Below are 22224 nucleotides of genomic sequence, written 5' to 3' on the forward strand. Positions count from 1 at the left end.
CCAGAGGGGTATTGCACTTATTTAAGTTATGGGCAGAGGAGTCAGATATGCAGGAAATAAAGTATGAAGCGATGAAATCCATTACGTCCCGCGACAATCAATGGATCAAAAAAGCCTGCTCGCTGAAGCAGAAAAAGGGACGGCAGCAGGAGCGGATGGTCTTCGTCGAAGGAATGCGCGTCGTCAGAGACGCAGCGGAAAGCGGCATTCGCCGTGCCGTTTGCTTTCTTTCGCCGAAGGGCAGGGAACATGAGAAGGTTCAAGACATATACGACATGGGGCGGGTCCTGGACTGGACGTTTTTTTCCGTGACGGACAGCGTGTACGACAAGCTGAAGGACACGAAAGCGCCGCAGGGTATCGCAGCGATGCTGCCGTATGTCACAGTGTCTCTCGACGAACTGAATGGCCTTGCGCCGCGTCAGGCCGTCGTGTATTTGCAGGCCGTTCAGGATCCGGGAAATTTAGGGACGATTATCCGGACGGCGGCAGCGGCGAATGCCGCGGCGATTTTGCTGAGCGAAGGCAGCGTCGACGTATATAATGACAAGACCATCCGCAGTGCTATGGGGGCCATATTCAAAGTTCCTATTGTGCAGGATGTCAGTGAAGCGCAGCTGATTGAATTTTGCCGTCAGCAGGGGAGGGTTTTGTTGGGAACAGCACCGCAGGGGACAACATCGTACGCTCAGGCGGCGTATGCACGGCCTGTCGTACTGGCCTTCGGCAATGAAGGAAACGGCTTATCTGATACGCTGATTGAACAGTGCAGCGAGGTGCTGACCATTCCTATGCGCAGCGATACGGAATCATTGAATCTTTCCATGTCTGTAGGCGTTATTGTGTATAAGGCCTGGGAAGCAAATGGATTTAAGGAGAAATATGATGAATAATACGATAGAAATGATTTTGCAGCAGTATAAGGAGGGCGCGCTGACACTGGAAGCAGCAACAGCTGCTTTGCAGCATGATGAACCGTCTGTTCTTAATTTGGGCTTTGCTAATCTGGATTTACAGCGCCAGAAGCGATGCGGTTTTCCGGAGGTTGTCTACTGTGCCGGAAAGACTGTCGGACAGTCGGTGCAGATTCTGCGCGTTCTCATGAAGCAGTATGATAACGTCATCGGCACGCGGGCTTCCAAAGACGTGTATGACAAGCTTGCGCCGGAAATCCCCGACGCGCAGTACGACGAACTGGCCTGCATGGTCTACCAGTTTAAGGATAAAACCGTCGTCAACGGCGACCGGGTCATCGCCGTCATCACCGCCGGTACCAGCGATATTCCTGTTGCCGAAGAAGCAGCGTTGACGGCGGAAATCATGGGAAATAAGGTAGAGCGCATTTACGACGTCGGCGTTGCCGGCCTGCACCGTCTGCTGAATCGCAGCGAAGAGATCCGCCGGGCTAACGTCTGCGTCGTCGTCGCCGGTATGGAAGGGGCCTTGGCCAGCGTCGTAGGCGGCCTCGTAGACAAACCGGTCGTCGCCGTGCCGACGAGCATCGGCTACGGCGCTAATTTTCACGGCTTGTCGGCTTTGCTGGCCATGCTCAACAGCTGCGCCGCCGGCGTGTCCGTCGTCAATATCGACAACGGTTTCGGCGCCGGCCGCATGGCCGATATGATCAATCGGATGAGGTGAGGTCATGGAAACGCTGTGGCAAATAGAAGCCAATATTGACGATATGAATCCGCAGAACATGGAATACGTATTTCAAAAGCTGCTGGACTTAGGCGTCAACGATGTGTGGGCTATACCCATGATGATGAAAAAATGCCGCATGGCCTCTATGCTGTGCGTATTGTGCCCGGAGGAACTGATAGAGAATGCTGCGGCCCTTATATTTGCTGAAACGACGTCCATCGGCATCCGGTATTTTCCTGTCCGGCGCAGGATTTGCAGCCGGGGAATCGAGACGGTCTGCGTAGACGGCGAACAGATTCGCTGCAAGATAAGCTCTTACGACGGGAAGGTTATGAATATTTCCGCCGAATACGACGACTGCCGTGCCGCTGCCGCGCGGACCGGGACGGCGCTGAAGGAATGGCAGCGAAAGGCGAAGGAAGAGGCGTATAGACTATATGGATGTAAAACTGCAACCAATTGTTGAAGATTTTAAACGCAAGCTCGCTGCGGCGCAGATTCGCTGCGTGCGGGAAAAGGACATAAATTATGGGCATCAAGTCGTCTGTGCCCAGGGTACGGTCGAAGGGACGGTCAATTTTTACTACGGTAAAAAGGGCCTGTCCGTCGTCGTGCAGGGAAAGGACGGAGCGCTGAAACAGACCTTAACGGCTCTGGCGACGGGCGAAAGGGCGGCCCTTCCCGCCGCAGCTCCTCAGGGCGGCTCGGCGGGGCTGCATCCGCAGGGAATTTCCTGCTGGATGGGCTGCGACGAATCGGGGAAGGGCGACGTATTCGGACCGCTGGTCGCGGCGGCCTGCCTGATTCAGGCTGATGAAGAAGCGCCGCTCCGCCGTCTCGGCGTCTGCGACAGCAAGATGCTGACGGACGATGCGATTGCCCGTCTGGCTGCAGAGATACGGGAGATGCTGGGAGACCGCTGCGTCGTCTCCGTTCTCATGCCGGAGGAATATAACGCCCGGTACCAGGCCTTTAAGCAAAAACGAAAAAATTTAAACCATCTCCTGGGCAGTATACATGGGCATAACATACGTGTACTATTGTCAAAATACGAATGTCCATGTATAATAGTCGATAAGTTCGGTAAAGAGGAATATGTTTTAGCTGAACTGCAAGACGAAGCATCGTCACATCAAATCATCCAGGTTACGAAGGGCGAACGGGATACGGCCGTCGCGGCGGCATCTATCCTGGCTCGGCAGGCTTTCGTCGACGCCATGGCCCGTTTGGCTCAGCAGTACGGCATGACCTTTCCCAAGGGAGCCTATATGGGCATCGCTTCGGCTATTGCCGCCTTCCGAAAGACTTACGGCGACGGTGAATTGTCCAGCGTAGGGAAATTGAATTTTAAAAATTTCGATTTTTTACGGTGACCTGAGATGAACAGAGTAATTATCAACGCCGATGATTTCGGCATTCATACGGAAGTAAACAGGGCCGTCATAGAAGCCCATGAGCAAAGACTGCTGCTGAGCACATCGCTCCTGGCGTCGGGGCCGGCCTTTGACGAGGCCGCCGCGTTGGCGCGGCAATATCCCGGGCTTGGCGTCGGCATTCATTTATGCCTCGTCGGCGCCTTGCCGACGGTGTTGTCGCCGAAAGAAGTTCCGACCTTAGTCGACGACAACGGATTGCTGCCGGAAAGCTACGTCCCTCTCGTAAAGCGTATGTGGACGGGCCGGATAGACTTCGAGCAGGTATATCGGGAGCTGGATGCGCAGATGGAAAAAATCATGAGCGCCGGCCTGAACGTCACCCACGTCGACAGCCATCAGCACATGCATATGCTGCCGCCGGTGTGGAAGATCGTGCAGGCTTTGATGAAAAAATACGGCCTCCATCGTCTCCGCATTCCGAAGGAATCCTATTCGTTTAAAGTCATGGCGGCGAGTCCGGGCCGCGTCATGGGGCGGGACGGTTTGACGTATTTGGCGAGAAAAGCCATGTCCGATGTCAAGCGTCTTCGGTTTACGACGACGGACTATTTTTGGGGCATGGTCGACGGCGGCCATATGACCGAGGCGAACTTAGCGCATATCCTGCGGCATATGCCTTTCGGCGTCCATGAAATCATGATGCATCCGGGGCGGAGCACGGCGGTTCTTTCCCAATCCTTTTCCTGGGGGTATCATTGGGAAGAGGAATTTCATGCGTTAATCTCGCCGCGCATACGGCAGCTCATGAAAGAGCAGAATATAGAACCAATCCATTACGGCCAGCTGCCGTAAATGCAGTACAGGGAGTGACATATATTGAACATATTAGTAACAGGCGGAGCCGGATTTATTGGCTCTCATCTGGTTGACGGTCTCGTCGAAGCCGGTCATCATGTCGTCGTAATAGACAACTTGAGTACCGGCTGCCGGGAACACGTCCATGACCAGGCCGTATTTTATGAAATGGATATATTGCAGAAGGACGAGCTGGCCCGTATTTTTGCAGACGGTGCTTTTGACATCGTCTTTCATGAAGCAGCGCAGACCTTGGTGCCCTATTCGATGGAACACCCCCGTGAGGATGCAGAACTCAACATCATGGGGCTGCTGAATGTATTGGAACTATGCCGGCAGTTTGGCGTGAAAAAATTTCTCTTTTCTTCTTCGGCTGCCGTATATGGGGACAATGTGCAGGTGCCGCTGGCAGAAAACGCGCCCCTTCAGCCAACATCCTTTTATGGTTTGACGAAGGTGACGGCTGAAAAGTATATTCAAATGTACCATGACGTGTTCGGCCTTTCCTATGCAATTCTGCGCTACTCCAACGTCTACGGCGAACGGCAGGGCAGCCACGGCGAAGGCGGCGTCGTCTATATCTTTTCCGACGCTATTGCAGAAGGCCGGGAGATTACCATATTCGGCGACGGCGACCAGTCCCGCGATTTTATTTATGTCAAAGACGTCGTCCGGGCCAACATGGCCGCCATGGATGAAAAGGCGCCGTCGGGAATCTATAATATCAGCACCAACATCGAAACGACGGTCAACGCGCTGAAGGAAATCCTGTTTTATTTTTCCCAGACAGCCGTGCCCGTTTCCTATGCAGAGGCCCGCAGCGGCGATATTTACCGCTCGGCTCTGGATAATGCATTGGCGAAGCAGACACTGCGCTGGCGTCCGGCGACTAAGCTGCTTGAGGGGCTGCAGCAGACGTATTTCTATTTTGCAGGGAGGAAACAGACATGAAGGAAGAAAAAGACTACAAATTTTACTTAGTACGAGAAGATATTCTTCCCGAAGCAATTAAGAAGACGATTCGGGTAAAAGAGTTTTTAAAGCATAATCAGAAGACGACGATCAACGAAGCGGTGCGCCTTATGGACTTGAGCCGCAGCGCCTACTATAAGTATAAGGATTACGTCTTTCCCTTCCACGATGTAACACAAGGGCGCGTCGTGACGATTTCTCTTATGGTATTGGACAAGCCAGGCGAGTTGTCGCAGATATTAAATGCCGTAGCGGAAAGCAACTGCAGTATCCTGACGATAAATCAGGGCATTCCGCTGCAGGGTATTGCCGATGTCAGCATTTCCATTGAAACGAAGGAAATGACCATTGCCGTCGATGATTTGATTAAACGGCTGGAAGATCTGTCCGGCGTCCGCAAGGTAGAAATCATCGGCCAGGCGTGAGAATATAGACAAGATTCAGAAGGGGGATTATTATGAAAAAAGTGTCGATTGCATTATTGGGGTGCGGTACCGTTGGAAAAGGCGTCATCGATTTGCTGGCCATGAACGGCCCGCTGATTGAAGAACAGCTCGATACGGAAATTACGATTAAGCGCGTCTTGATTCGGGATATGCCGAAATATGAACAGATGGAATTGCCTGACGATATTTTGCTTACGACGGACTTTGCCGATATCGTCAATGATGACGAAATAGAGATTGTCGTTGAAGTCATGGGCAGCGCCGATTTTGCCAAGGACTGCATTGAGCAGTGCTTCAAAAAAGGCAAGAGCGTAGTCAGCGCCAACAAGGACCTCATTGCCGATTACGGTATGCCTTTGCTGAAGATGGCTAAGGAATGCAACGTAGACTTCCAGTTTGAAGCCAGCGTCGCCGGCGGGATTCCCATCGTGCGGCCTATGTACTCCTCTCTCAACAGCAATACGATGGAAGAAATCATCGGCATCATGAACGGCACGACAAACTATATTTTGTCGAATATGACCGATACGGGCATGTCCTATGAAACGGCGCTGAAGGAAGCTCAGGAAAAGGGTTATGCCGAAGCGGATCCGACGAACGACGTCAGCGGCTACGACGCAGGACGTAAAATCGCCATATTGGCCACGCTGGGCTTCCATTCGGCTCTTACCTTTAATGACGTATCTGTCGAAGGGATTGAAAACATCGCCCAGGAAGACATTCAGCATGCCCGGGAAATGGGCTACGTCATTAAGCTGCTGGCTATCGCCCGCCAGGATGGGGACGGCATATCCTTGAACGTCCATCCGGCCTTTATCCGCAAGGGACACCCGCTGGCCAACGTCGGCGGTGCGTACAATGCCGTATACGTCCGCGGCAACTGCGTAGGCGACGTCATGTTCTATGGTCAGGGCGCAGGGTCCCTTCCGACGGCCAGCGCCGTCGTCAGCGACGTCATGAACGTCATTCTCCACTGCAACATCAACATTACAGGCAGCCGCGATTTCGTATGGCACGACCCGAAGCTGAAGCCGCAGGACTCGATTTGCGCGCCTTATTACCTGCGCATGGTCGTAGACAATGCGCCCGGCGTATTGTCCAGCATTTCCGCTGTCCTGGCGCAGCATAAAATTAGTATCCGCTCTTTGATCCAGAAAGATGAGACGACGGAAATCGCCGAAATCGTCATCTTGATCGACAGCTCGGCAGCCGGCTTGGTGAACCAATCCTTGAAAGAAATTGAAGAGCTGGCCTGCGTCCGCAAGATTGCCAATGCGATCCGCGTTATCGAGGTATAATTATGACGACAAGAACACTGCACGTGCAGGTGCCGGCCACATCGGCGAATCTCGGTTCGGGATTCGACGCCGTCGGCATCGCTCTCAACTATTTCAACGAAATATATTTTACAGAAGATGATAAAGAGTTTATTTCCGTAGAAATCGAAGGTTTGGGAAAGGGTGAAATTCCCGAAACCTTTGCCGATAATATGGTCGGCCAGGCTATGGAACGGGCCGCCGCATACAACGGCGGGTTCCTGCCTAAAGGCGGCGCAGTGAAGCTCGTCAACCGCATCCCGCCGGGACGGGGCATGGGCAGCAGCTCGTCGGCCATTATCGGCGGCATCCTCATCGGCGACGCCTTGACGGGCTCCAAGATGAGCAGGGAAGACATGCTGTCCCTGGCTACGGAAATCGAAGGCCATCCGGACAACGTCGCGCCGGCCTTGCTGGGAGGCCTGACGATTTCCATTATGGACAGCGGCAAGACCATGACCAACGTCGTGCCTGTCGGAGATGATTTATCCTTTATTACCGTATCTCCCGACGTGGAAGTCTTTACAGAAGACGCCCGCGCCGTTCTGCCTAAGGAAATCGCCTATAAGGACGCCGTGTTCAACGTGAGCCGCGTCAGCTTCCTCGTCTCATCCCTCGTCACGAAGCAGTACGACCGGCTGCAATACGGCCTGCAGGATAAACTCCACGTGCCGTACCGCATCGGCCTCATTCCCGGCGGAGAGGCTGTACTGAAAGCAGCCGAAGACGCCGGCGCCCTGGGCGCGACGATCAGCGGCTCCGGCTCGACGCTCATCGCCTTTGCCGTAGAAAACGAACAAGCGATTATGGAAGCTATGATGAACGAATTCAAAATACGGGGCATCGACTCGGAAGGCCATATCTTGAAATGCTGGAACGAGGGAGCGCAGATTCTCCCATGATACAAGACATAGCGCCTCATCAATACCATACGGAATACAGCCCCGTCCCCGTCCAGGACGACAGCGTGATTCTCGCCTATCGGGGCCGGACCGTTTTGGTGCGGCTGGAGGGAGAAGACAAGTCCTTTTCTTATCCAACCTATGCCGACATGGCCGCCGTGCCGGCAGAACGCTTTCGCTGGCTGTTCCGTGAAGACGACATCAATTATTTTTTAGCCTTGGAAGATATTCCAGAAGGCAAGGGCTTTGCCTATATATCCATCAACTTCATGCGCGCCGCCCGGCCCCGCTTTCAGGCCTTCGCCGGCGTGGCCGGACTGTCTCTGCACAACTGGTATAGCAACCATCGTTTCTGCGGCCAGTGCGGCCGCCCCATGGCCCACAGCGATGCCGAGCGCATGGTGTACTGCGGCCATTGCCATACGATGATTTATCCGCGCATCTGCCCGGCTGTCATCGTCGCCGTGCGCAACGGAGACAAGCTCCTCGTATCGACCTACGCCGGCCGGGAATATACGCGGGCTGCTCTCATCGCCGGCTTTGCCGAGGTGGGAGAAACAATCGAACAGACCGTCCATCGCGAAGTCATGGAGGAAGTAGGCGTCAAGGTCAAGAACCTCCGCTTCTACAAGAGCCAGCCCTGGTGCTTCACCGACACCCTCTTATTCGGCTTTTTCTGCGACCTGGATGGCGACGAAACCCTGCGCGTCGACCACGACGAGCTGGCCACGGCACAATGGGTGGAACGGCACGACCTGCCGGACGACCCGGAACAGGCCAGCTTGACCATGGAAATGATTACCTTGTTTAAGCAGGGGAAGATGTAATATATCAGATATTTGATGTGTTTTCAGTAACGCTGATTTCATAGGGATAAATTATTTTTTGCAGATATTGCCGCAGGGAATAGTTTATCCTTTTTGAATGCAAGGAATGGAAAGCAGGTAATCTGCTCTGCTTGTGTGAAAGAGTCGAGGCATCAGTTGGGACTGGCCCTTGGAAATTGCAAGGAACGTCTTTCGACTGGTCAAATATCAGTAATTTTTATGTACAGCCCATGAAACGAAGTAAATTATTTATCAAATAGGGCATCTAATTAAAAGAGGACGATGGAAAAATCATTGACAAGACTTTGCAAACTTGTTAGAATATTTATCAACACAAAAGCGATGAGCGGAAGAAGCTGCATGGCGCTATGGCAGAGAGGTGCCGGATTGGTGCGAAGGCATTCATAGCGAAGGCGGCGTGTCACCCGTGAGCCGGCAGGAGGAAAGGCCTGCCCGGATTGCAGCCGTTACTTGCATGATGAAGGGGCCTCGCCGAGCCGGGGCAATTTAGGTGGTACCGCGGAAGATACAGCGTTCTTTCGTCCTAAGGAATCTTAGGACGAAGGGGCGCTCTTTTTTATGGTCACAGGAGGGTTTGCAATGAAGTGGAACAAGGAAAGCTTAGGAACGTATTCGCCGAACGACATTGAAATGAAATGGTATGATTTCTGGGAACAAAACGGGTATTTTCATCAGGACGCCGATCCGTCGAGAAAGCCCTTCAGCATCGTCATGCCGCCGCCAAACGTAACGGGACAGCTGCACATGGGCCATGCCCTGGACAATACACTGCAGGATATTCTCGTCCGGTTTAAGCGCATGGAAGGCTATAACGTCGCCTGGATTCCGGGGACGGACCATGCCGGCATTGCGACGCAGGTAAAGGTAGAACAGCAGCTGGCTAAGGAAGAAGGCAAAACGCGCTACGATATTGGCCGCGAAGAATTTTTGAAACGCGTATGGGCCTGGAAGGAACAATACGGCAATCGTATTGAACAGCAGGTTCGCCGCCTGGGTTCGTCGTGCGACTGGAGCCGCAAGCGCTTTACCATGGACGATATCTGCGCCCGCGCCGTCCGCGAAGTATTCGTGTCTCTCTATGAAAAAGGCCTGATTTATCAGGGCCAGCGCATTACGAACTGGTGCCCCCAGTGCCATACGGCCTTGAGCGACATCGAAGTCGACCATTCGGACGTACAGGGCCACTTGTGGTATGTCAAATACCCCGTCGTCGGCGAAGACGACTACATCATGATCGCCACGACCCGTCCTGAAACGATCATGGGCGATACGGCCGTCGCCGTAAACCCTGAAGACGAACGGATGAAGCGGTTTATCGGCAAAAAGGTCGTTATCCCTCTCGTAAACCGCGAAGTCGAAGTCATTGCCGACGACTACGTCGACATTGGATTCGGTACTGGCGCCGTAAAAATTACGCCGGCCCACGACCCGAACGACTTTGAAATGGGCCAGCGCCACAACCTGGAATCCATTATGATCATGAACCTCGACGGCACGATGAACGCCGAAGCCGGCGCGAAGTACGAAGGCATGACCCGCGAAGACTGCCGCAAGGCCGTCGTCGCCGATTTGGAAGAATTGGGCCTGCTGGATCACGTCGAAGAATTGAATCACGCCGTCGGCCACTGCTCGCGCTGCAAGACGACGGTCGAACCGTTCTCGACGAAGCAGTGGTTCGTCAGGATGAAGCCCCTCACGACGGCCGCCTTGAAAGCTGTCGCCGACAAGGAAACGCAGTTCGTGCCGGACCGCTTCGTCAAGACCTACAATCACTGGCTGGAAGACGTCCACGACTGGTGCATTTCCCGTCAGCTCTGGTGGGGCCATCAGATTCCGGCCTGGTACTGCGACGACTGCGGCGAAACGTCGGTCAGCCGCACCGATTTGACGGAATGCCCGCACTGCCACAGCAAGCACATCCATCAGGACCCGGACGTCCTCGATACGTGGTTCAGCTCGGCCCTGTGGCCCTTCTCGACGATGGGCTGGCCCGACACGACGGAAGATATTAAGCAGTTTTTCCCGACGAGCGTCCTCGTCACGGGCTACGACATCATCTTCTTCTGGGTCGCCCGCATGATGTTTACGACTTGCGAATTCATGAAGGATGTCCCCTTCCGCCACGTATTCATCCACGGCCTCGTCCGCGACAGCCAGGGCCGCAAGATGAGCAAGTCCCTGGGCAACGGCATTGATCCCCTGGGCGTATGCGAAGAGTACGGCGCCGACGCCCTGCGCTTTACCCTCGTGACGGGCAATACGCCGGGCAACGACATGCGGTTCTACATGGAACGGGTCGAAGCAAACCGCAACTTTGCCAATAAGATTTGGAACGCTTCCAAGTTCGTCATCATGAACTTGACGGACTACGACGAAACCTTCGTGCCGGAAGAAGCGGACTTGACCCTGGCCGACCGCTGGATTTTGACCTCCTTCAACGACACGGTCCGCAAGGTGACGGCTGATTTCGACAATTTCGAATTGGGCGACGCTGCCGACGCCGTATACAACTTCATTTGGAACTCCTACTGCGACTGGTACATCGAGCTGGCGAAACAGCGCCTGTACAAATCCGACGACGAACGGAGCAAGCGGACCGTACAGTACGTCCTCGTATACGTCCTGACGCATACGCTGGAAATGCTCCATCCCTTCATGCCCTTCGTTACGGAACATCTGTGGCAGCACCTGCCTCACGAAGGGGAAAGCCTCATCGTAGCGCCGTGGCCCCAGGCTCAGTCCCAGTGGGATTTCGCCGCCGACGCCGCGACGATGAATACGCTCATGGAAGCCATCAAGGGCATCCGCAACATGCGCGCCGAATCGAACGTGCCCATGGGCAAGAAGGCTCCGGTCATCATGGCTCCTGCGACGGACGATATGGCTAAGACGCTGAAGACCTACGAATCGTACTTCCATACGCTGGCCTTTGCCGACCACGTAACCTTGCTGGCTCCGGGCGAAGCGAAGCCGGAAAACGCCGTCGTAACGGTTGTGCCGGGCATCGAAGTATACCTCCAGCTCAAGGATTTGATCGACGTCGAAAAAGAAACGGCCCGCGTCCATAAGGAACAGGAAAAGATGAACAAGGAAATCGAACGCCTCAGCAAGAAGCTGTCCAATCAGGGCTTCTTAGCCAAGGCGCCGGCAGACGTCGTAGAAAAGGAAAAGGCCAAGTTAGCCGATTACACGGAAAAGATGGCCGCCCTCACGAAGCGTCTGGAAGATTTGGCAAAACTCTAAAAGAAGGCATAGTATGACCTACGAAGAAGCGATATATTATTTGGAACATGCCAGCCAATTCGGCATCCAAATGGGGCTCGGGCGCATTCGGGAACTCCTGAAGCGCCTGGACAATCCCCAGACGAAATATAAGACCGTTCATGTGACGGGGACGAATGGCAAGGGTTCCGTTACGGCTATGATCGCCAGCGCCCTGTGCTGTGCCGGCATCCGGACGGGCCGGTACACGTCGCCCCATCTGGAAGACTATACGGAGCGAATCCACGTGGATAGGGAAGACATCAGCCGGGAGGACTTCGCCGAAGCTGTAGCCGTCGTGTCCCAGGCCGTTGAAGCCATGGTAGCCGACGGCGTGGAACGGCCGACGGAATTTGAAATGATTACGGCGGCGGCCTTCTGGCATTTTGCCAAGGTCGGCGTGGAATACGCCGTCGTCGAAGTGGGCTTAGGCGGCCTTCTCGATTCGACGAATGTCGTCGTGCCGGAAGTGTCGGTCATCACCAACGTGGCGATGGATCACATGAAGTACTGCGGCAATACGATAGAAGAAATCGCCGTCCAGAAGGCCGGCATCATCAAGGAAGGCGTGCCCGTCGTGACGACGGCGGAAGAACCGGCCTTGTCGGTCATCGCCCGCAAGGCCTATGAAATGAAGAGCCGTCTCTACGCTTTAGACCGCAGCTTCGACGTCGTAGGCAACGCCGGGCCGGCTGATCCGGCCGTCGGGCAGATGGTGACGGTGAGAGAGCGGTACGGCCGCGATATTACGGCGACGATTCCCCTCATGGGCAAGCACCAGCGCGTCAACTGCGCCGCCGCCGTCATGGCCCTGCTGCTCATTGCCAGCCATGAAAAGCGGCTGACCCGCACGGCTCTGGAACAGGGCCTGTCGCAGGTACAATGGCCGGGACGGTTTCAAGTGCTGCGCTGCGGCGGCGTGGACGTAGTCATCGACGGAGCCCACAACCCGGCCGGCATAGATACGTTCTGCAAGACCTACGACGACGTCTTCGGCAATCGGAAGAGGGTATTTCTCTTCTCCGTACTGGCAGATAAGGACTACACCCACATGGTGCAGGAATTGTTCCATGAAGACGATTACGTCGTCTGCGCGCCGGCTCCGACGCCGCGGACGGCGGACCCGCGGCAGATGGCGGCCCTGCTGCCGTGCCGCGCCGACTGGGCGGACTCTCTGGACGCCGGGTTGGACAAGGCCTTTGCCGCCGTGCAGGACGGAGAGGTCCTGTGCATCGTCGGCTCCCTGTATATCCAGGGCGACGTGCGGCGGTATTTGCGGAAGCAGTATCGGCAGGCGTAAGGGGACGATTTTGTCCGGCCCAGGCCGGAGCGCTCTAGACCCCTTGTGTTATTTTTAGTATAATACAAGGCAAAGGAGCGATATAATGAACCCCGTGATGAATCAATATAAGATGAGCAGTCCCGCAGAACGGGCACGCCTCCGCGTGGTGTATGCCCTTCTGGGGACTGTCTTTTTTATGCCGGTCAATCTCATCGCCATGGAGATATGCCTGGTCCTGGCCGTCGTCTTTGCCGTCTTCTGCGGCTGGAAATACGGATTCGGCCCGGCGCCGTCCATTCCCCTGCTCGTGCCGGCGGCAGGCTTTTGCTTTTCGGCCCTGCTGTCCCTCGTCGGCTCGCCTCACGGACTGATGGGATTTGCCTTTTATTGCTTTACCATCGTGCAGTACGCCCTGTTGTATATGCTGGTCATCTTCTTCGTGCGCGGCCAGGCTGAACGCCACCTGCTGCTGACGGGGCTGTTCGTCAGCGCTGCCGTCGTCTGCCTGTACGGCTTATACCAGTACGCCCACATGCTGACGCTGGGAGAGGCGGCGTGGGTCGACAACTCGGCCTTTCCCCTCCTGCAGCGCCGCATGTATTCGACGCTGTACAATCCCAACTTGCTGTCGTCTTTTCTCCTCATGGTCATGGGGGCTGCGGCTTCGATGACCATCTGCACCGGCCATCGGTCGCACCGCTGGCTGTACGTCGGCTTATTTGCCGCCTTGTCTTTGTGCCTGATCCTGACCTATTCCCGCGGCGCATGGCTCAGCGCGGCGGCGCTGGTGCTGTTCTTCGGCTTTGTCTGGGATAAGCGGCTATGGTCGCTGTTTCTCCTCGTGCCGCCGGTGCTGCTGTTTTACCGCGGCGGCGTAACGAACCGGCTCATGTCGATTTTTTCGTACAGCGAGGCCGATACGTCTGTATCCATGCGCCTGGACATGTGGACCGGCGCGCTGGAAATGCTGGGAGATCATCCCGCCTTAGGCATCGGCTGGGGAGCCTTCAAGTATATGTATCCCGTGTACAACGAATTTATTCAGCAGGCCGGCATTACGATTTATCACGCCCACAATATGTTTTTCAACATTGCGGCCGAGACGGGGCTGGCAGGATTTTTCTTCTTCCTGTGGTTTTTCCTGGGCTGCGGATGGTGTGGCCTGAAGGTCTTGCGGCGCGGCGGCTTGTCCCATTTTGACCGGGCCGCGGCCATGACGATGAGCGCCGCCGTCATATCGCAGGCCGTATGCGGATTCGGCGATTATGATTTATTTAGTACCCAAATTTCACTTACTTTTTGGCTGCTGTGCGGCATATTTTCTAATATGTTCATTGATACTCAAAAAAATAAGAAAAAAAGTTTGCGAAATAATTCACAATGATATATAATATTCGTATGGGTGTCATAAAAAATTATAATGGCGTGTTATAGCTGAAAAGAATAGATTGGAATTTGGGAGGATTTTTCTATGAGACAAAAAAAGGCTATATCGGATGCCGTCATCGAAAGATTGCCCTTGTATTACAGAGATTTATTGTTATTGCAAGATGCAGGGATTGATATTATATCGTCCGAGAAATTAGGTGAACGGCTGGGCATTACGCCGGAACAAATTCGCAAGGATTTGACGTGTTTCGGCGCGTTTGGAAAGAAAGGCGTAGGGTATTACGTCAGCGAGCTGTGTCAGCAGATCGTGGAAATCATCGGGCTGCAGCAGCATTGGAAAATCGGCATTGCCGGCATCGGCCATCTGGGCTGGGCCTTGGCTAACTATAAGACCTTCGGACGCCTGGGATTCCGTACGGCCGGCCTGTTCGACGTCGACCACCGGATTATCGGACAGAACGTCGGCGGCGTCGTCGTCACGCCTATTGCCGACATGAAGGACGTCATCCGGAAGGAAGGCATTCAAATCGGCATCATTACGACGCCTGCCGCCGTCGCGCAGCAGGTGGCGGACCAAATGGTGGAAGCGGGCATTCAGGGGATTTTTTCCTTCGCGCCCCTGCGCCTCACCGTGCCGGACAATATCTTCGTATTCCGCGAAGACCTGTCCATCGGCCTGAGCCGCATTTCCTATTATTTGACCAATAAAAAAGAAGACTGACCGTCCTGCGGGAACGTAAGAGAGCCCGGCGCCGATGCGCCAGGCTCTTTTGATGTTGGATTAATTTGTTTCGCTGCCGTCTCCGCTGAGTCCCAGGTCGTCGCGATAGGCCTGCGTGGCCTGGCTGGCAGAGATATAGCCTTGCTCGGCCATGAGAGCCAGGACGACTTGCTGCCGCTTGCGGGCGGCGTCGTAGTGTTCCAGGGGATTATAATAGGTCGGAGCCTGCAGCAGTCCGGCCAGCATAGACGACTGGGACAGGCGCAGCTCGTCGGGGCCGATGCCGTAATAGGTACGGCACGCTTCGTAGAGGCCCGTGGCGTTGGCGCCAAAATAAGCCGTATTCAGATAAATTTCCAATATGTCGTCCTTGCTGTAGTAGTGCTCCAGCAGAAAGGCCAGTATGACTTCCTGCACCTTGCGGCTCAGCGTTCGTTCGTGGGACAGGAATACGTTTTTGACGACCTGCTGGCTGATGGTGCTGCCGCCTTCTACGGTTTCGCCGGAATAGAGGTTGACTGCGGCGGCGCGGATGATGCCGATAGGGTCGATGGCCCGTGGCTGTAAAACCGCCGGTCCTCCGTGGCGATGACGGCCTGGCGCAGGGACTGCGGTACGATGTTGATGGACACGTACATGGGAATGCGGGACATCTTGGCGTCCATGGCCTCTTCAAAGTGGAGATAGACGTAAGCCTTTTCTTCCAGCGGTTTCAGCGGCGTCAGCCAGGACGATATAAACGATGCCGGCGCGGAACGTTCCGTGCGGCCTCCCGTATCCGGGCCGGAAATGAAGTCGGCAATCAGATTCCAGGAGCTGCAGGCGGCGAAGGCCAGCAAAAAGACGAGCAGTAATTTTTTCTTCATAATACCTCCATGATTCCTTATTATACCATAAGTCGGGCCGGACGAGGCAATACGGAGGCAGAAATGCGGGCGGCGAGGGCGGATCGGCGCGATTTCTGCGGCTGCGAGTATTGGCAAGTCCCCTGTAAATAATGTATAATAATTTAGTATGGGAAACTATGTTATTTCTAACAAGAGAAAGGAGGGCATATTTATGTCTAATGTGGCGCAAACTACCTTGGCGAAGTCCGTATCGTACAGCGGTATCGGCCTGCACGCGGCCGAGGAAGTCCACATGGTGCTGTGCCCTGCTCCGGCTAATACAGGCATTGTATTCATCCGTACCGACTTGCCGGGCCGTCCGTCCGTAAAGGCCCATTTGTCCAATGTGACCAATACGATGCGGGCGACGACGCTGGAAGACGGCGAAGCGAAGGTGTTTACGGTAGAGCATGTATTGTCGGCGTTGAACGGATTGCAAATAGATAACTGCATCATAGAAATGGATTCGGCAGAGCCGCCCGTAGCGGACGGCAGCAGCCTGAATTTCGTCGAACTTATCGAACAGGCCGGCGTGAAGGAGCTGGACGAGGCGCGGCGGGAATTGGTCGTGCGCCGGCAGCATCTCGTGCAGGAAGACGATAAGTTCATCGCCATCGTGCCGTACGACGGCTTCCGCATCACCTTTACGTCCATCAACCCCCATCCGCTGCTGGGCGTGCAGTTTTTCGACGCGGAAATCACCAAGGAGTCCTATGTAAAGGAAATCGCCTACGCCCGCACCATCGCCTTTACGGAAGAGCTGGAAATGATGAAGAAGCTGGGGTTAGGCAAGGGCGGCACCCTGGAAAACGTCGTCGTATACGACAAGGAGGAATGCCTGTCGGTACCCCGCGTCGACGACGAGCTGGTACGCCATAAGGTGCTGGATATCATCGGAGACATGGCAATGATCGGGCGTCCCCTGAAGGGGCATATCATTGCCGTAAAATCAAGCCATAAATTAAACAGTCTTCTGACGAATAAAATTGCGGAAGAATTAGATTAAGGAGGAATTCGTATGATTTTGGAAGTAACGGATATTATGGAAATTTTGCCTCATCGCTATCCTATGCTGCTTGTAGACCGCATCATCGAGCTGGAACCGATGAAATACGCTATCGGCATTAAGAACGCGACGTTCAACGAACTGTTTTTCCAGGGCCACTTCCCGGGCCAGCCGGTTATGCCGGGCGTGCTGCTGGCGGAAGCCATGGCCCAGGTCGGCGGCGTCACGCTGCTCTATCCGGAAGAAAACCGCGGCCTGATCCCGTATTTCACGGGCATCGACAAGCTGCGCTTCCGTCATCCCGTCCATCCGGGCGACCAGGTCATCATGCGCGCCGACATTGAAAAGATCAAAGGCCGCATGGGCAAGGTAAAAGCGCAGTGCCACGTAGGCGACACCCTTTGCGCCGAAGGCGAATACTTATTCGCTCTCATGCCGGGTCAGAACAGCAAGAAATAATTTTATTGCATTTTCGTCGGATGTAAGAGAAAAACGGCGAAAATGGGAGATAGGAAAATAAAATGTGCTGTTTTTAAAGTGAAAAAGAGGGCATATTTTTCTTTTTGACATACGACTATATACCGTAGAGAGGGATTAATTTAAACAAGCTCCTGCTGTGGCGGCGGCAGGAACGCGAGGAGTGACTTGAATGACCGAGGAAAAAGAAACTATGCGGCAAAGCATAATACATCCAACGGCTGTTATAGATCCGGCGGCGCAGATCGGCGCCGGCGTAAAAATTGGCCCTTATGCCGTGATTGGCCCGAACGTCGTCATCGGCGACGGCACGGAAATTATGGCTCATGTTACGATCGACGGCTGGACGAAAATCGGCAAGAACTGCCGGTTCTTCCCCAGCGCGTCCATCGGCTCGGAACCGCAGGATTTGAAATTTAAAGGCGAAAAAAGCTATGTCATCATCGGCGACCGCTCCGTATTCCGCGAATTCGTAACGGTCAGCCGCGCTACGGGCGAAGAAGAGGAAACGCGGATCGGCAACGACTGCCTGTTCCAGGCGTGCACCCATGTCGCCCATAACTGCATTATCGGCAATAACGTTATCATGAGCAACTGCGCCGGCTTGGCCGGCCACGTCGTCGTAGAAGACCGCGTCGTTATCGGCGGCATCGCCGGCGTGCATCAATTCGTCAAGATCGGCAGAAACAGCATGATCGGCGGCTTAGCCAAAGTCGTGCAGGATATTCCGCCCTTCGTCATCGCCGACGGCCAGCCGGCGCGCTGCATCGGCCTGAACAGCGTAGGCCTGTCGCGCGCGGGGATTCCTGAAAACGTGCGGCGCGAGCTGAAAAAGGCCTTCCGCCTGCTCTACCGTTCCGGCTTGAACTTAGGCCAGGCGATTGCCGAAATGGAACAGGAGCTGGACAGCTCGGAAGAAGTTGAACATTTTCTCCGGTTCCTCCGCAATGCTGATCGGGGCATTTGCCGGGGCACGAAAGACTGACGGATACGAAAAAGGAGGGAGATGCGTTCTCGCCTCCTTTTTTTCTTGTAATATGTGCTGTATTACTGACATACGGCGCATTTTTTTGTATAATATAAAAATGGATATTTTATTCATTTGTAAGGGTGATACGCAATGGAAAAAGTCGGATTGTTCGCTGGCGTAGGCCAGCTGCCTGTAGAATTTATGCGCGCCGCCAAGATGCTGGGCCATGAAGTTGTAGTCATCGCCGTCGTCGACGGCGTAGCGCCGGAGTTGGAGCAAGAAGCCGACGCTTACTACGCCATCAACGTGGCCAAGCTGGATAAGGTCATTAAGACCATGAAAAAGGAAGACGTGACCAAGGTCACGATGATCGGCAAGGTTACGAAGGAAATCCTGTTCAAGGGGCTGAAATTCCCTGACTTGCGGGCTATTAAGCTGCTGGCAAAGCTCCGCAACCGCAAGGATGATACGATTATGCTGGCGATTGTCGAAGAAATCGAAAAAGACGGCATTGAAGTCGTCGACCAGACGCTGTACCTCAAGCCGCTCATGCCGCCGACGGGCGTGCTGACGAAGCGCCGGCCCACTCCGGAAGAAGAGGACGATATCCGCTTCGGCTTCGTCACGGCGAAAGCCATGGGCGGCATGGATATCGGCCAGACTGTCGTCGTAAAAAACAAGGCTGTCATGGCTGTCGAAGCCATTGAAGGCACGGACGCCTGCATCCGCCGCGGCGGCGAGCTGGGACGGGGAAAATCGGTCGTCGTAAAGGTCGCCAAGCCGAATCAGGACGTGCGGTTCGACGTGCCGGCCGTAGGCAAGCAGACCATTCAATCCATGCTGGACAGCGGCTGCACCGTCCTGGCGATGGAAGCGGAGCGGACCTTGTTTGTGGAACAGGAAGAGGTCTTGAAGCTGGCCAATGCCCACGATTTGTGCATCTGCGCCGTAGATAAGACGTTCTGACAGAGGAGTTTTCATGAAAATCATGTTTTCCGCCGGCGAAGCGTCCGGCGATATGCACGGCGCCAACTTAGCGAAAGCCCTGCGGGAACTGGACCCCAGCGTAGAATTGCTGGGCATGGGCGGAGCCCGTATGGAAGAGGCCGGCGTAAACATCATATATGATATTAAAAATCTGGGATTTATCGGCGTAGGCGAAATTCTGCGCAAGATTCCCTTTTTCTTCCGTCTCCGTGATTTTCTCATCCGGAAGATGAAGGAAGAAAAACCGGATTTGCTGGTCTGCATCGATTATCCCGGCTTTAATATGCAGCTCATCAAGAAGGCCAAGGCTGCCGGCATTACCGTCGTCTATTACATCTTGCCGACGATCTGGGCCTGGCACAAGAGCCGGGGTCATACGATTGCCAAGTATTCCGATTTGGCTATTTCCCTGTTTCCCTTTGAGGCGGACATGTATAAGGCCATGGGGACGAACGTCGTCTATGCGGGCCATCCCCTTCTCGACTCGGTCCATCCGTCTATGAGCCGCGGCGAAGCGGAGGCCTTTTTCGGCCTGGATGCCAGCAAGAAGACGATACTGCTCATGCCGGGCAGCCGGATGCAGGAAGTGCGGGGATTGCTGCCGGTCATGCTGGAAGGCGTACGGAAGATACAGGAAACGGTGCCCGATGTGCAGTGCCTTTTGCCGCGGGCTTCGACGATCGATACGTCGGTGCTGGAAGCAATCATAGGGGAGCATGATGTTCCCGTCACGATCGGTGAGAATACCCATGTATACGATATGATGCAGGTCAGCACGGCGGCTATTGCCGCCTCGGGGACGGCGACGCTGGAAACGGCCCTCATGAAGGTGCCTACCCTTTTGGTGTACCGCGTGGCGCCCCTTACGTACTGGCTGTCGAAAGTATTAGTTCACATAGAAAATATCGGCCTTCCCAATATCATCATGGGGCGGCGCATCATGCCGGAGCTGTGGCAGGACGACGTGACGCCTGAGGGCATCGCCAGTGTCGTCGCGCCGTTATTGCACGATGCCGGGCGCTGGGAACAGCTGCGGGACGCCATGGCCGACGTAGGCCGCACCATGGGCGAAGCCGGCTCCGTACGCCGCATCGCCCGGACGATATTACATTTTGCTAAGGAGAACCATCCGAATGAAGCAATATAACAGCTGGCAAAGCTATAAACGTTTGTTGAGGTTTATTACGCCGTATAAAAAACGCCTCGTCGTAGCCGTTATTTGTATGGCCTTTTCCGGCGCGAGCAACGTCGTCGTGCCGTGGCTGATTAAAGACGTTATCGATAAGGTATTGGCGAATAAGGATATTTATACGCTCAACCTCATCGTCATCAGTATTTTGGTATTGTTCCTCCTGCGCGGCTTTTTCTATTTCGGCGAACGCTACCTCATGAGCTTCGTCGGGCAGCGAATCGTAAACGACATACGGGAGAAGCTGTACCGTCATCTGCAGATTTTATCGCTGTCGTATTTTGACCGCCGCAAGACCGGGAATATCATGAGCAACCTGACGAACGATGTCACGGCGCTGCAGACGGCCATTGCCGGCAACCTGATATCCTTCGTGCAGGAATCGGTCATCCTCATCGGCTCCCTCGTTTCGATGCTGGTGCTGAACTGGAAGCTGACCCTGCTGACCCTGGTCATCGTGCCCCTCGTCGTCGTGACAATCAACGTATTCGGCAAGCGATTGCGCCGGGCCGGCCACGAAGTGCAGGGCAAGATGGCCGATATTACGGCCCTTTTGGAAGAGGCCATTTCCGGCATCCGCATTATCCGTTCCTTTAACCGCGAGGCCTTTGAAATCAAACGGTTCGTCAAGCAGAACGACAACAACTTCTGGGCCCTCATGAAGACGACGCGGCTGACGGCTATGCTGACGCCGTTCATTCAGTTTTTTGCAGCCATCGCCATTACGGGGATTATCTGGTACGGCGGCATGAGCGTCATCGACGGCGATATGACGGCCGGCGAGCTCATCGCCTTCCTGATTTACGCCATCAACCTGGCCAATCCCGTGCGGCGCATCAGCGAAATATACGGCGATATCCAGCGGTCCCTGGCCGCTGCCGACCGGGTATTTGAGACCCTCGACACGGAACCGGACGTCAAAGAAAAGGAAGGCGCCGTCGAATTGCCGCCCGTACAGGGCCACATCGAATTCGACCACATTTCCTTTGCCTATGACGCGGAGCATCCGGCCCTTACGGATTTCAACCTGTCCGTCAAGCCCGGCCAGATCGTAGCCCTCGTCGGACCCAGCGGCGCCGGGAAATCGACGGTGGCCAACTTGCTGCCTCGTTTCTATGACGTGACGAGCGGCCGCCTGACCATCGATGGCGTCGACGTCCGCGACGTGACCTTTTCCTCACTGCGCCAGCAAATCGGCTTGGTGCCGCAGGAGACGATGCTGTTCAACGCGACGGTCCGGGAAAATATCCTTTACGGCCGGCTGGACGCCAGCGACGACGAAATCGTAGCGGCTGCCAAGGCGGCCAACGCCCATGACTTCATCATGAGCCTGCCTCACGGCTATGAATCCATCGTCGGCGACCGGGGCAGCGCTTTGTCCGGCGGCCAGCGCCAGCGCATCGCCATCGCCCGGGCTATCTTGAAGAATCCGCGGATTCTCATCCTCGACGAAGCGACGTCGGCTCTCGATACGGAAAGCGAAAAGATCGTGCAGGCCGCTCTGGACCGCCTGATGGAAGGACGGACGGCCGTCGTCATCGCCCACCGCCTGAGCACGGTGCGCGACGCCGACCATATCGTCGTCATCGACCACGGCCATATCGCCGAAGAAGGAACCCATGAAGAGCTGCTGGCTAAAAAGGGCTTGTATGCGAACTTGTATGCCGTGCAGTTTAAAGATAACGCAGAAGGATAA

The 22224-nt window shown here is 54.9% G+C and carries 22 protein-coding genes; 20 read left to right on the forward strand and 2 right to left on the reverse strand.

All coding sequences use genetic code 11. The features are described 5' to 3' along the window. Nucleotides 1-47: 47 nt before the first annotated feature. The 14 genes from E0L13_RS00285 (at nucleotide 48) to E0L13_RS00350 (ending at nucleotide 15012) form a co-directional block, all read left to right on the forward strand. A complete protein-coding gene (locus tag E0L13_RS00285; protein ID WP_240924613.1) occupies nucleotides 48-893 on the forward strand; it encodes an RNA methyltransferase in 846 nt (281 codons plus the stop codon). After that, complete coding sequence (larB, locus tag E0L13_RS00290) at nucleotides 886-1641, forward strand: nickel pincer cofactor biosynthesis protein LarB (protein WP_206081433.1); 756 nt, start codon at nucleotides 886-888, stop codon at nucleotides 1639-1641. The genes E0L13_RS00285 and larB overlap by 8 nt, the downstream gene beginning before the upstream one ends. Nucleotides 1642-1645: 4 nt before the next feature. After that, nucleotides 1646-2110 (forward strand): nickel insertion protein, encoded by a 465-nt coding sequence (larC, locus tag E0L13_RS00295; protein ID WP_168059510.1) that lies wholly within the window; start codon nucleotides 1646-1648, stop codon nucleotides 2108-2110. Next, nucleotides 2082-3017, forward strand: a complete 936-nt coding sequence (locus E0L13_RS00300; protein ID WP_168059512.1) for a ribonuclease HIII — start codon at nucleotides 2082-2084, stop codon at nucleotides 3015-3017. The genes larC and E0L13_RS00300 overlap by 29 nt, the downstream gene beginning before the upstream one ends. 6 nt (nucleotides 3018-3023) lie before the next feature. Further along, nucleotides 3024-3872: a ChbG/HpnK family deacetylase gene (locus E0L13_RS00305; protein ID WP_168059514.1), complete on the forward strand. Its 849-nt coding sequence runs from the start codon at nucleotides 3024-3026 to the stop codon at nucleotides 3870-3872. 24 nt (nucleotides 3873-3896) lie between these two features. Beyond that, entirely contained in the window at nucleotides 3897-4826 is a 930-nt protein-coding gene (locus E0L13_RS00310; RefSeq protein ID WP_168059516.1) for an NAD-dependent epimerase/dehydratase family protein, read from the forward strand. Next, nucleotides 4823-5272 (forward strand): ACT domain-containing protein, encoded by a 450-nt coding sequence (locus E0L13_RS00315; protein ID WP_087477686.1) that lies wholly within the window; start codon nucleotides 4823-4825, stop codon nucleotides 5270-5272. Before E0L13_RS00310 ends, E0L13_RS00315 begins: the two co-directional genes overlap by 4 nt. Before the next feature lie 32 nt (nucleotides 5273-5304). Next, a complete protein-coding gene (locus E0L13_RS00320; RefSeq protein ID WP_095629129.1) occupies nucleotides 5305-6591 on the forward strand; it encodes a homoserine dehydrogenase in 1287 nt (428 codons plus the stop codon). Between the two features lie 2 nt (nucleotides 6592-6593). Further along, complete coding sequence (gene thrB, locus E0L13_RS00325) at nucleotides 6594-7511, forward strand: homoserine kinase (RefSeq protein WP_168059518.1); 918 nt, start codon at nucleotides 6594-6596, stop codon at nucleotides 7509-7511. Then, nucleotides 7508-8338, forward strand: coding sequence for an NAD(+) diphosphatase (gene nudC / locus E0L13_RS00330; protein ID WP_168059520.1), 831 nt, complete (start codon nucleotides 7508-7510; stop codon nucleotides 8336-8338). The genes thrB and nudC overlap by 4 nt, the downstream gene beginning before the upstream one ends. 600 nt (nucleotides 8339-8938) lie before the next feature. Beyond that, nucleotides 8939-11602: a valine--tRNA ligase gene (locus tag E0L13_RS00335; protein ID WP_168059522.1), complete on the forward strand. Its 2664-nt coding sequence runs from the start codon at nucleotides 8939-8941 to the stop codon at nucleotides 11600-11602. Nucleotides 11603-11615: 13 nt separating this feature from the next. Further along, complete coding sequence (locus tag E0L13_RS00340) at nucleotides 11616-12920, forward strand: folylpolyglutamate synthase/dihydrofolate synthase family protein (protein WP_206081434.1); 1305 nt, start codon at nucleotides 11616-11618, stop codon at nucleotides 12918-12920. Between the two features lie 85 nt (nucleotides 12921-13005). Beyond that, complete coding sequence (locus E0L13_RS00345) at nucleotides 13006-14286, forward strand: O-antigen ligase family protein (RefSeq protein ID WP_240924614.1); 1281 nt, start codon at nucleotides 13006-13008, stop codon at nucleotides 14284-14286. Nucleotides 14287-14373: 87 nt separating this feature from the next. Then, the gene (locus E0L13_RS00350; RefSeq protein ID WP_087477692.1) at nucleotides 14374-15012 is read left to right on the forward strand and encodes a redox-sensing transcriptional repressor Rex; all 639 of its coding nucleotides are present in this window, start codon (nucleotides 14374-14376) and stop codon (nucleotides 15010-15012) included. Nucleotides 15013-15072: 60 nt separating this feature from the next. Here the strand turns inward: E0L13_RS00350 and E0L13_RS11810 are convergent, their stop codons facing one another. Both E0L13_RS11810 and E0L13_RS12005 read right to left on the reverse strand, forming a co-directional pair. Next, nucleotides 15073-15564 (reverse strand): biosynthetic peptidoglycan transglycosylase, encoded by a 492-nt coding sequence (locus E0L13_RS11810; protein WP_346766148.1) that lies wholly within the window; start codon nucleotides 15562-15564, stop codon nucleotides 15073-15075. After that, entirely contained in the window at nucleotides 15504-15878 is a 375-nt protein-coding gene (locus tag E0L13_RS12005) for a hypothetical protein (RefSeq protein ID WP_346766144.1), read from the reverse strand. The genes E0L13_RS11810 and E0L13_RS12005 overlap by 61 nt, the downstream gene beginning before the upstream one ends. A 193-nt stretch (nucleotides 15879-16071) precedes the next feature. Between E0L13_RS12005 and lpxC the strand changes: the two genes are divergently transcribed. The 6 genes from lpxC (at nucleotide 16072) to msbA (ending at nucleotide 22224) form a co-directional block, all read left to right on the forward strand. Beyond that, nucleotides 16072-16905: a UDP-3-O-acyl-N-acetylglucosamine deacetylase gene (lpxC, locus tag E0L13_RS00360; RefSeq protein ID WP_095629134.1), complete on the forward strand. Its 834-nt coding sequence runs from the start codon at nucleotides 16072-16074 to the stop codon at nucleotides 16903-16905. 12 nt (nucleotides 16906-16917) lie between these two features. After that, complete coding sequence (fabZ, locus tag E0L13_RS00365) at nucleotides 16918-17364, forward strand: 3-hydroxyacyl-ACP dehydratase FabZ (RefSeq protein WP_087477695.1); 447 nt, start codon at nucleotides 16918-16920, stop codon at nucleotides 17362-17364. Nucleotides 17365-17554: 190 nt separating this feature from the next. Then, complete coding sequence (gene lpxA, locus E0L13_RS00370) at nucleotides 17555-18367, forward strand: acyl-ACP--UDP-N-acetylglucosamine O-acyltransferase (protein WP_168059524.1); 813 nt, start codon at nucleotides 17555-17557, stop codon at nucleotides 18365-18367. A gap of 135 nt (nucleotides 18368-18502) precedes the next feature. After that, nucleotides 18503-19318, forward strand: a complete 816-nt coding sequence (lpxI, locus tag E0L13_RS00375) for a UDP-2,3-diacylglucosamine diphosphatase LpxI (RefSeq protein WP_168059526.1) — start codon at nucleotides 18503-18505, stop codon at nucleotides 19316-19318. A gap of 13 nt (nucleotides 19319-19331) precedes the next feature. Beyond that, nucleotides 19332-20486 carry a lipid-A-disaccharide synthase gene (gene lpxB / locus E0L13_RS00380; RefSeq protein ID WP_107195642.1) on the forward strand — a complete coding sequence of 385 codons (1155 nt, stop codon included), beginning with the start codon at nucleotides 19332-19334 and terminating at the stop codon, nucleotides 20484-20486. Beyond that, nucleotides 20473-22224, forward strand: coding sequence for a lipid A export permease/ATP-binding protein MsbA (gene msbA, locus E0L13_RS00385; RefSeq protein WP_087477699.1), 1752 nt, complete (start codon nucleotides 20473-20475; stop codon nucleotides 22222-22224). The genes lpxB and msbA overlap by 14 nt, the downstream gene beginning before the upstream one ends.

The sequence above is a fragment of the Megasphaera sp. SW808 genome, assembly GCF_012027795.1.
GTDB classification, from domain to species: Bacteria; Bacillota; Negativicutes; order Veillonellales; family Megasphaeraceae; genus Megasphaera; species Megasphaera stantonii.

Bases quoted from the DNA above. Each gene is read 5' to 3' on its own strand.
- E0L13_RS00285 (WP_240924613.1), top strand. From the start codon at position 48: ATGCAGGAAATAAAGTATGAAGCGATGAAATCCATTACGTCCCGCGAC.
- larB (WP_206081433.1), top strand. From the start codon at position 886: ATGAATAATACGATAGAAATGATTTTGCAGCAGTATAAGGAGGGCGCG.
- larC (WP_168059510.1), top strand. From the start codon at position 1,646: ATGGAAACGCTGTGGCAAATAGAAGCCAATATTGACGATATGAATCCG.
- E0L13_RS00300 (WP_168059512.1), top strand. From the start codon at position 2,082: ATGGATGTAAAACTGCAACCAATTGTTGAAGATTTTAAACGCAAGCTC.
- E0L13_RS00305 (WP_168059514.1), top strand. From the start codon at position 3,024: ATGAACAGAGTAATTATCAACGCCGATGATTTCGGCATTCATACGGAA.
- E0L13_RS00315 (WP_087477686.1), top strand. From the start codon at position 4,823: ATGAAGGAAGAAAAAGACTACAAATTTTACTTAGTACGAGAAGATATT.
- E0L13_RS00320 (WP_095629129.1), top strand. From the start codon at position 5,305: ATGAAAAAAGTGTCGATTGCATTATTGGGGTGCGGTACCGTTGGAAAA.
- thrB (WP_168059518.1), top strand. From the start codon at position 6,594: ATGACGACAAGAACACTGCACGTGCAGGTGCCGGCCACATCGGCGAAT.
- nudC (WP_168059520.1), top strand. From the start codon at position 7,508: ATGATACAAGACATAGCGCCTCATCAATACCATACGGAATACAGCCCC.
- E0L13_RS00335 (WP_168059522.1), top strand. From the start codon at position 8,939: ATGAAGTGGAACAAGGAAAGCTTAGGAACGTATTCGCCGAACGACATT.
- E0L13_RS00340 (WP_206081434.1), top strand. From the start codon at position 11,616: ATGACCTACGAAGAAGCGATATATTATTTGGAACATGCCAGCCAATTC.
- E0L13_RS00345 (WP_240924614.1), top strand. From the start codon at position 13,006: ATGAACCCCGTGATGAATCAATATAAGATGAGCAGTCCCGCAGAACGG.
- E0L13_RS00350 (WP_087477692.1), top strand. From the start codon at position 14,374: ATGAGACAAAAAAAGGCTATATCGGATGCCGTCATCGAAAGATTGCCC.
- E0L13_RS12005 (WP_346766144.1), bottom strand. From the start codon at position 15,878: ATGAAGAAAAAATTACTGCTCGTCTTTTTGCTGGCCTTCGCCGCCTGC.
- lpxC (WP_095629134.1), top strand. From the start codon at position 16,072: ATGTCTAATGTGGCGCAAACTACCTTGGCGAAGTCCGTATCGTACAGC.
- fabZ (WP_087477695.1), top strand. From the start codon at position 16,918: ATGATTTTGGAAGTAACGGATATTATGGAAATTTTGCCTCATCGCTAT.
- lpxA (WP_168059524.1), top strand. From the start codon at position 17,555: ATGACCGAGGAAAAAGAAACTATGCGGCAAAGCATAATACATCCAACG.
- lpxI (WP_168059526.1), top strand. From the start codon at position 18,503: ATGGAAAAAGTCGGATTGTTCGCTGGCGTAGGCCAGCTGCCTGTAGAA.
- lpxB (WP_107195642.1), top strand. From the start codon at position 19,332: ATGAAAATCATGTTTTCCGCCGGCGAAGCGTCCGGCGATATGCACGGC.
- msbA (WP_087477699.1), top strand. From the start codon at position 20,473: ATGAAGCAATATAACAGCTGGCAAAGCTATAAACGTTTGTTGAGGTTT.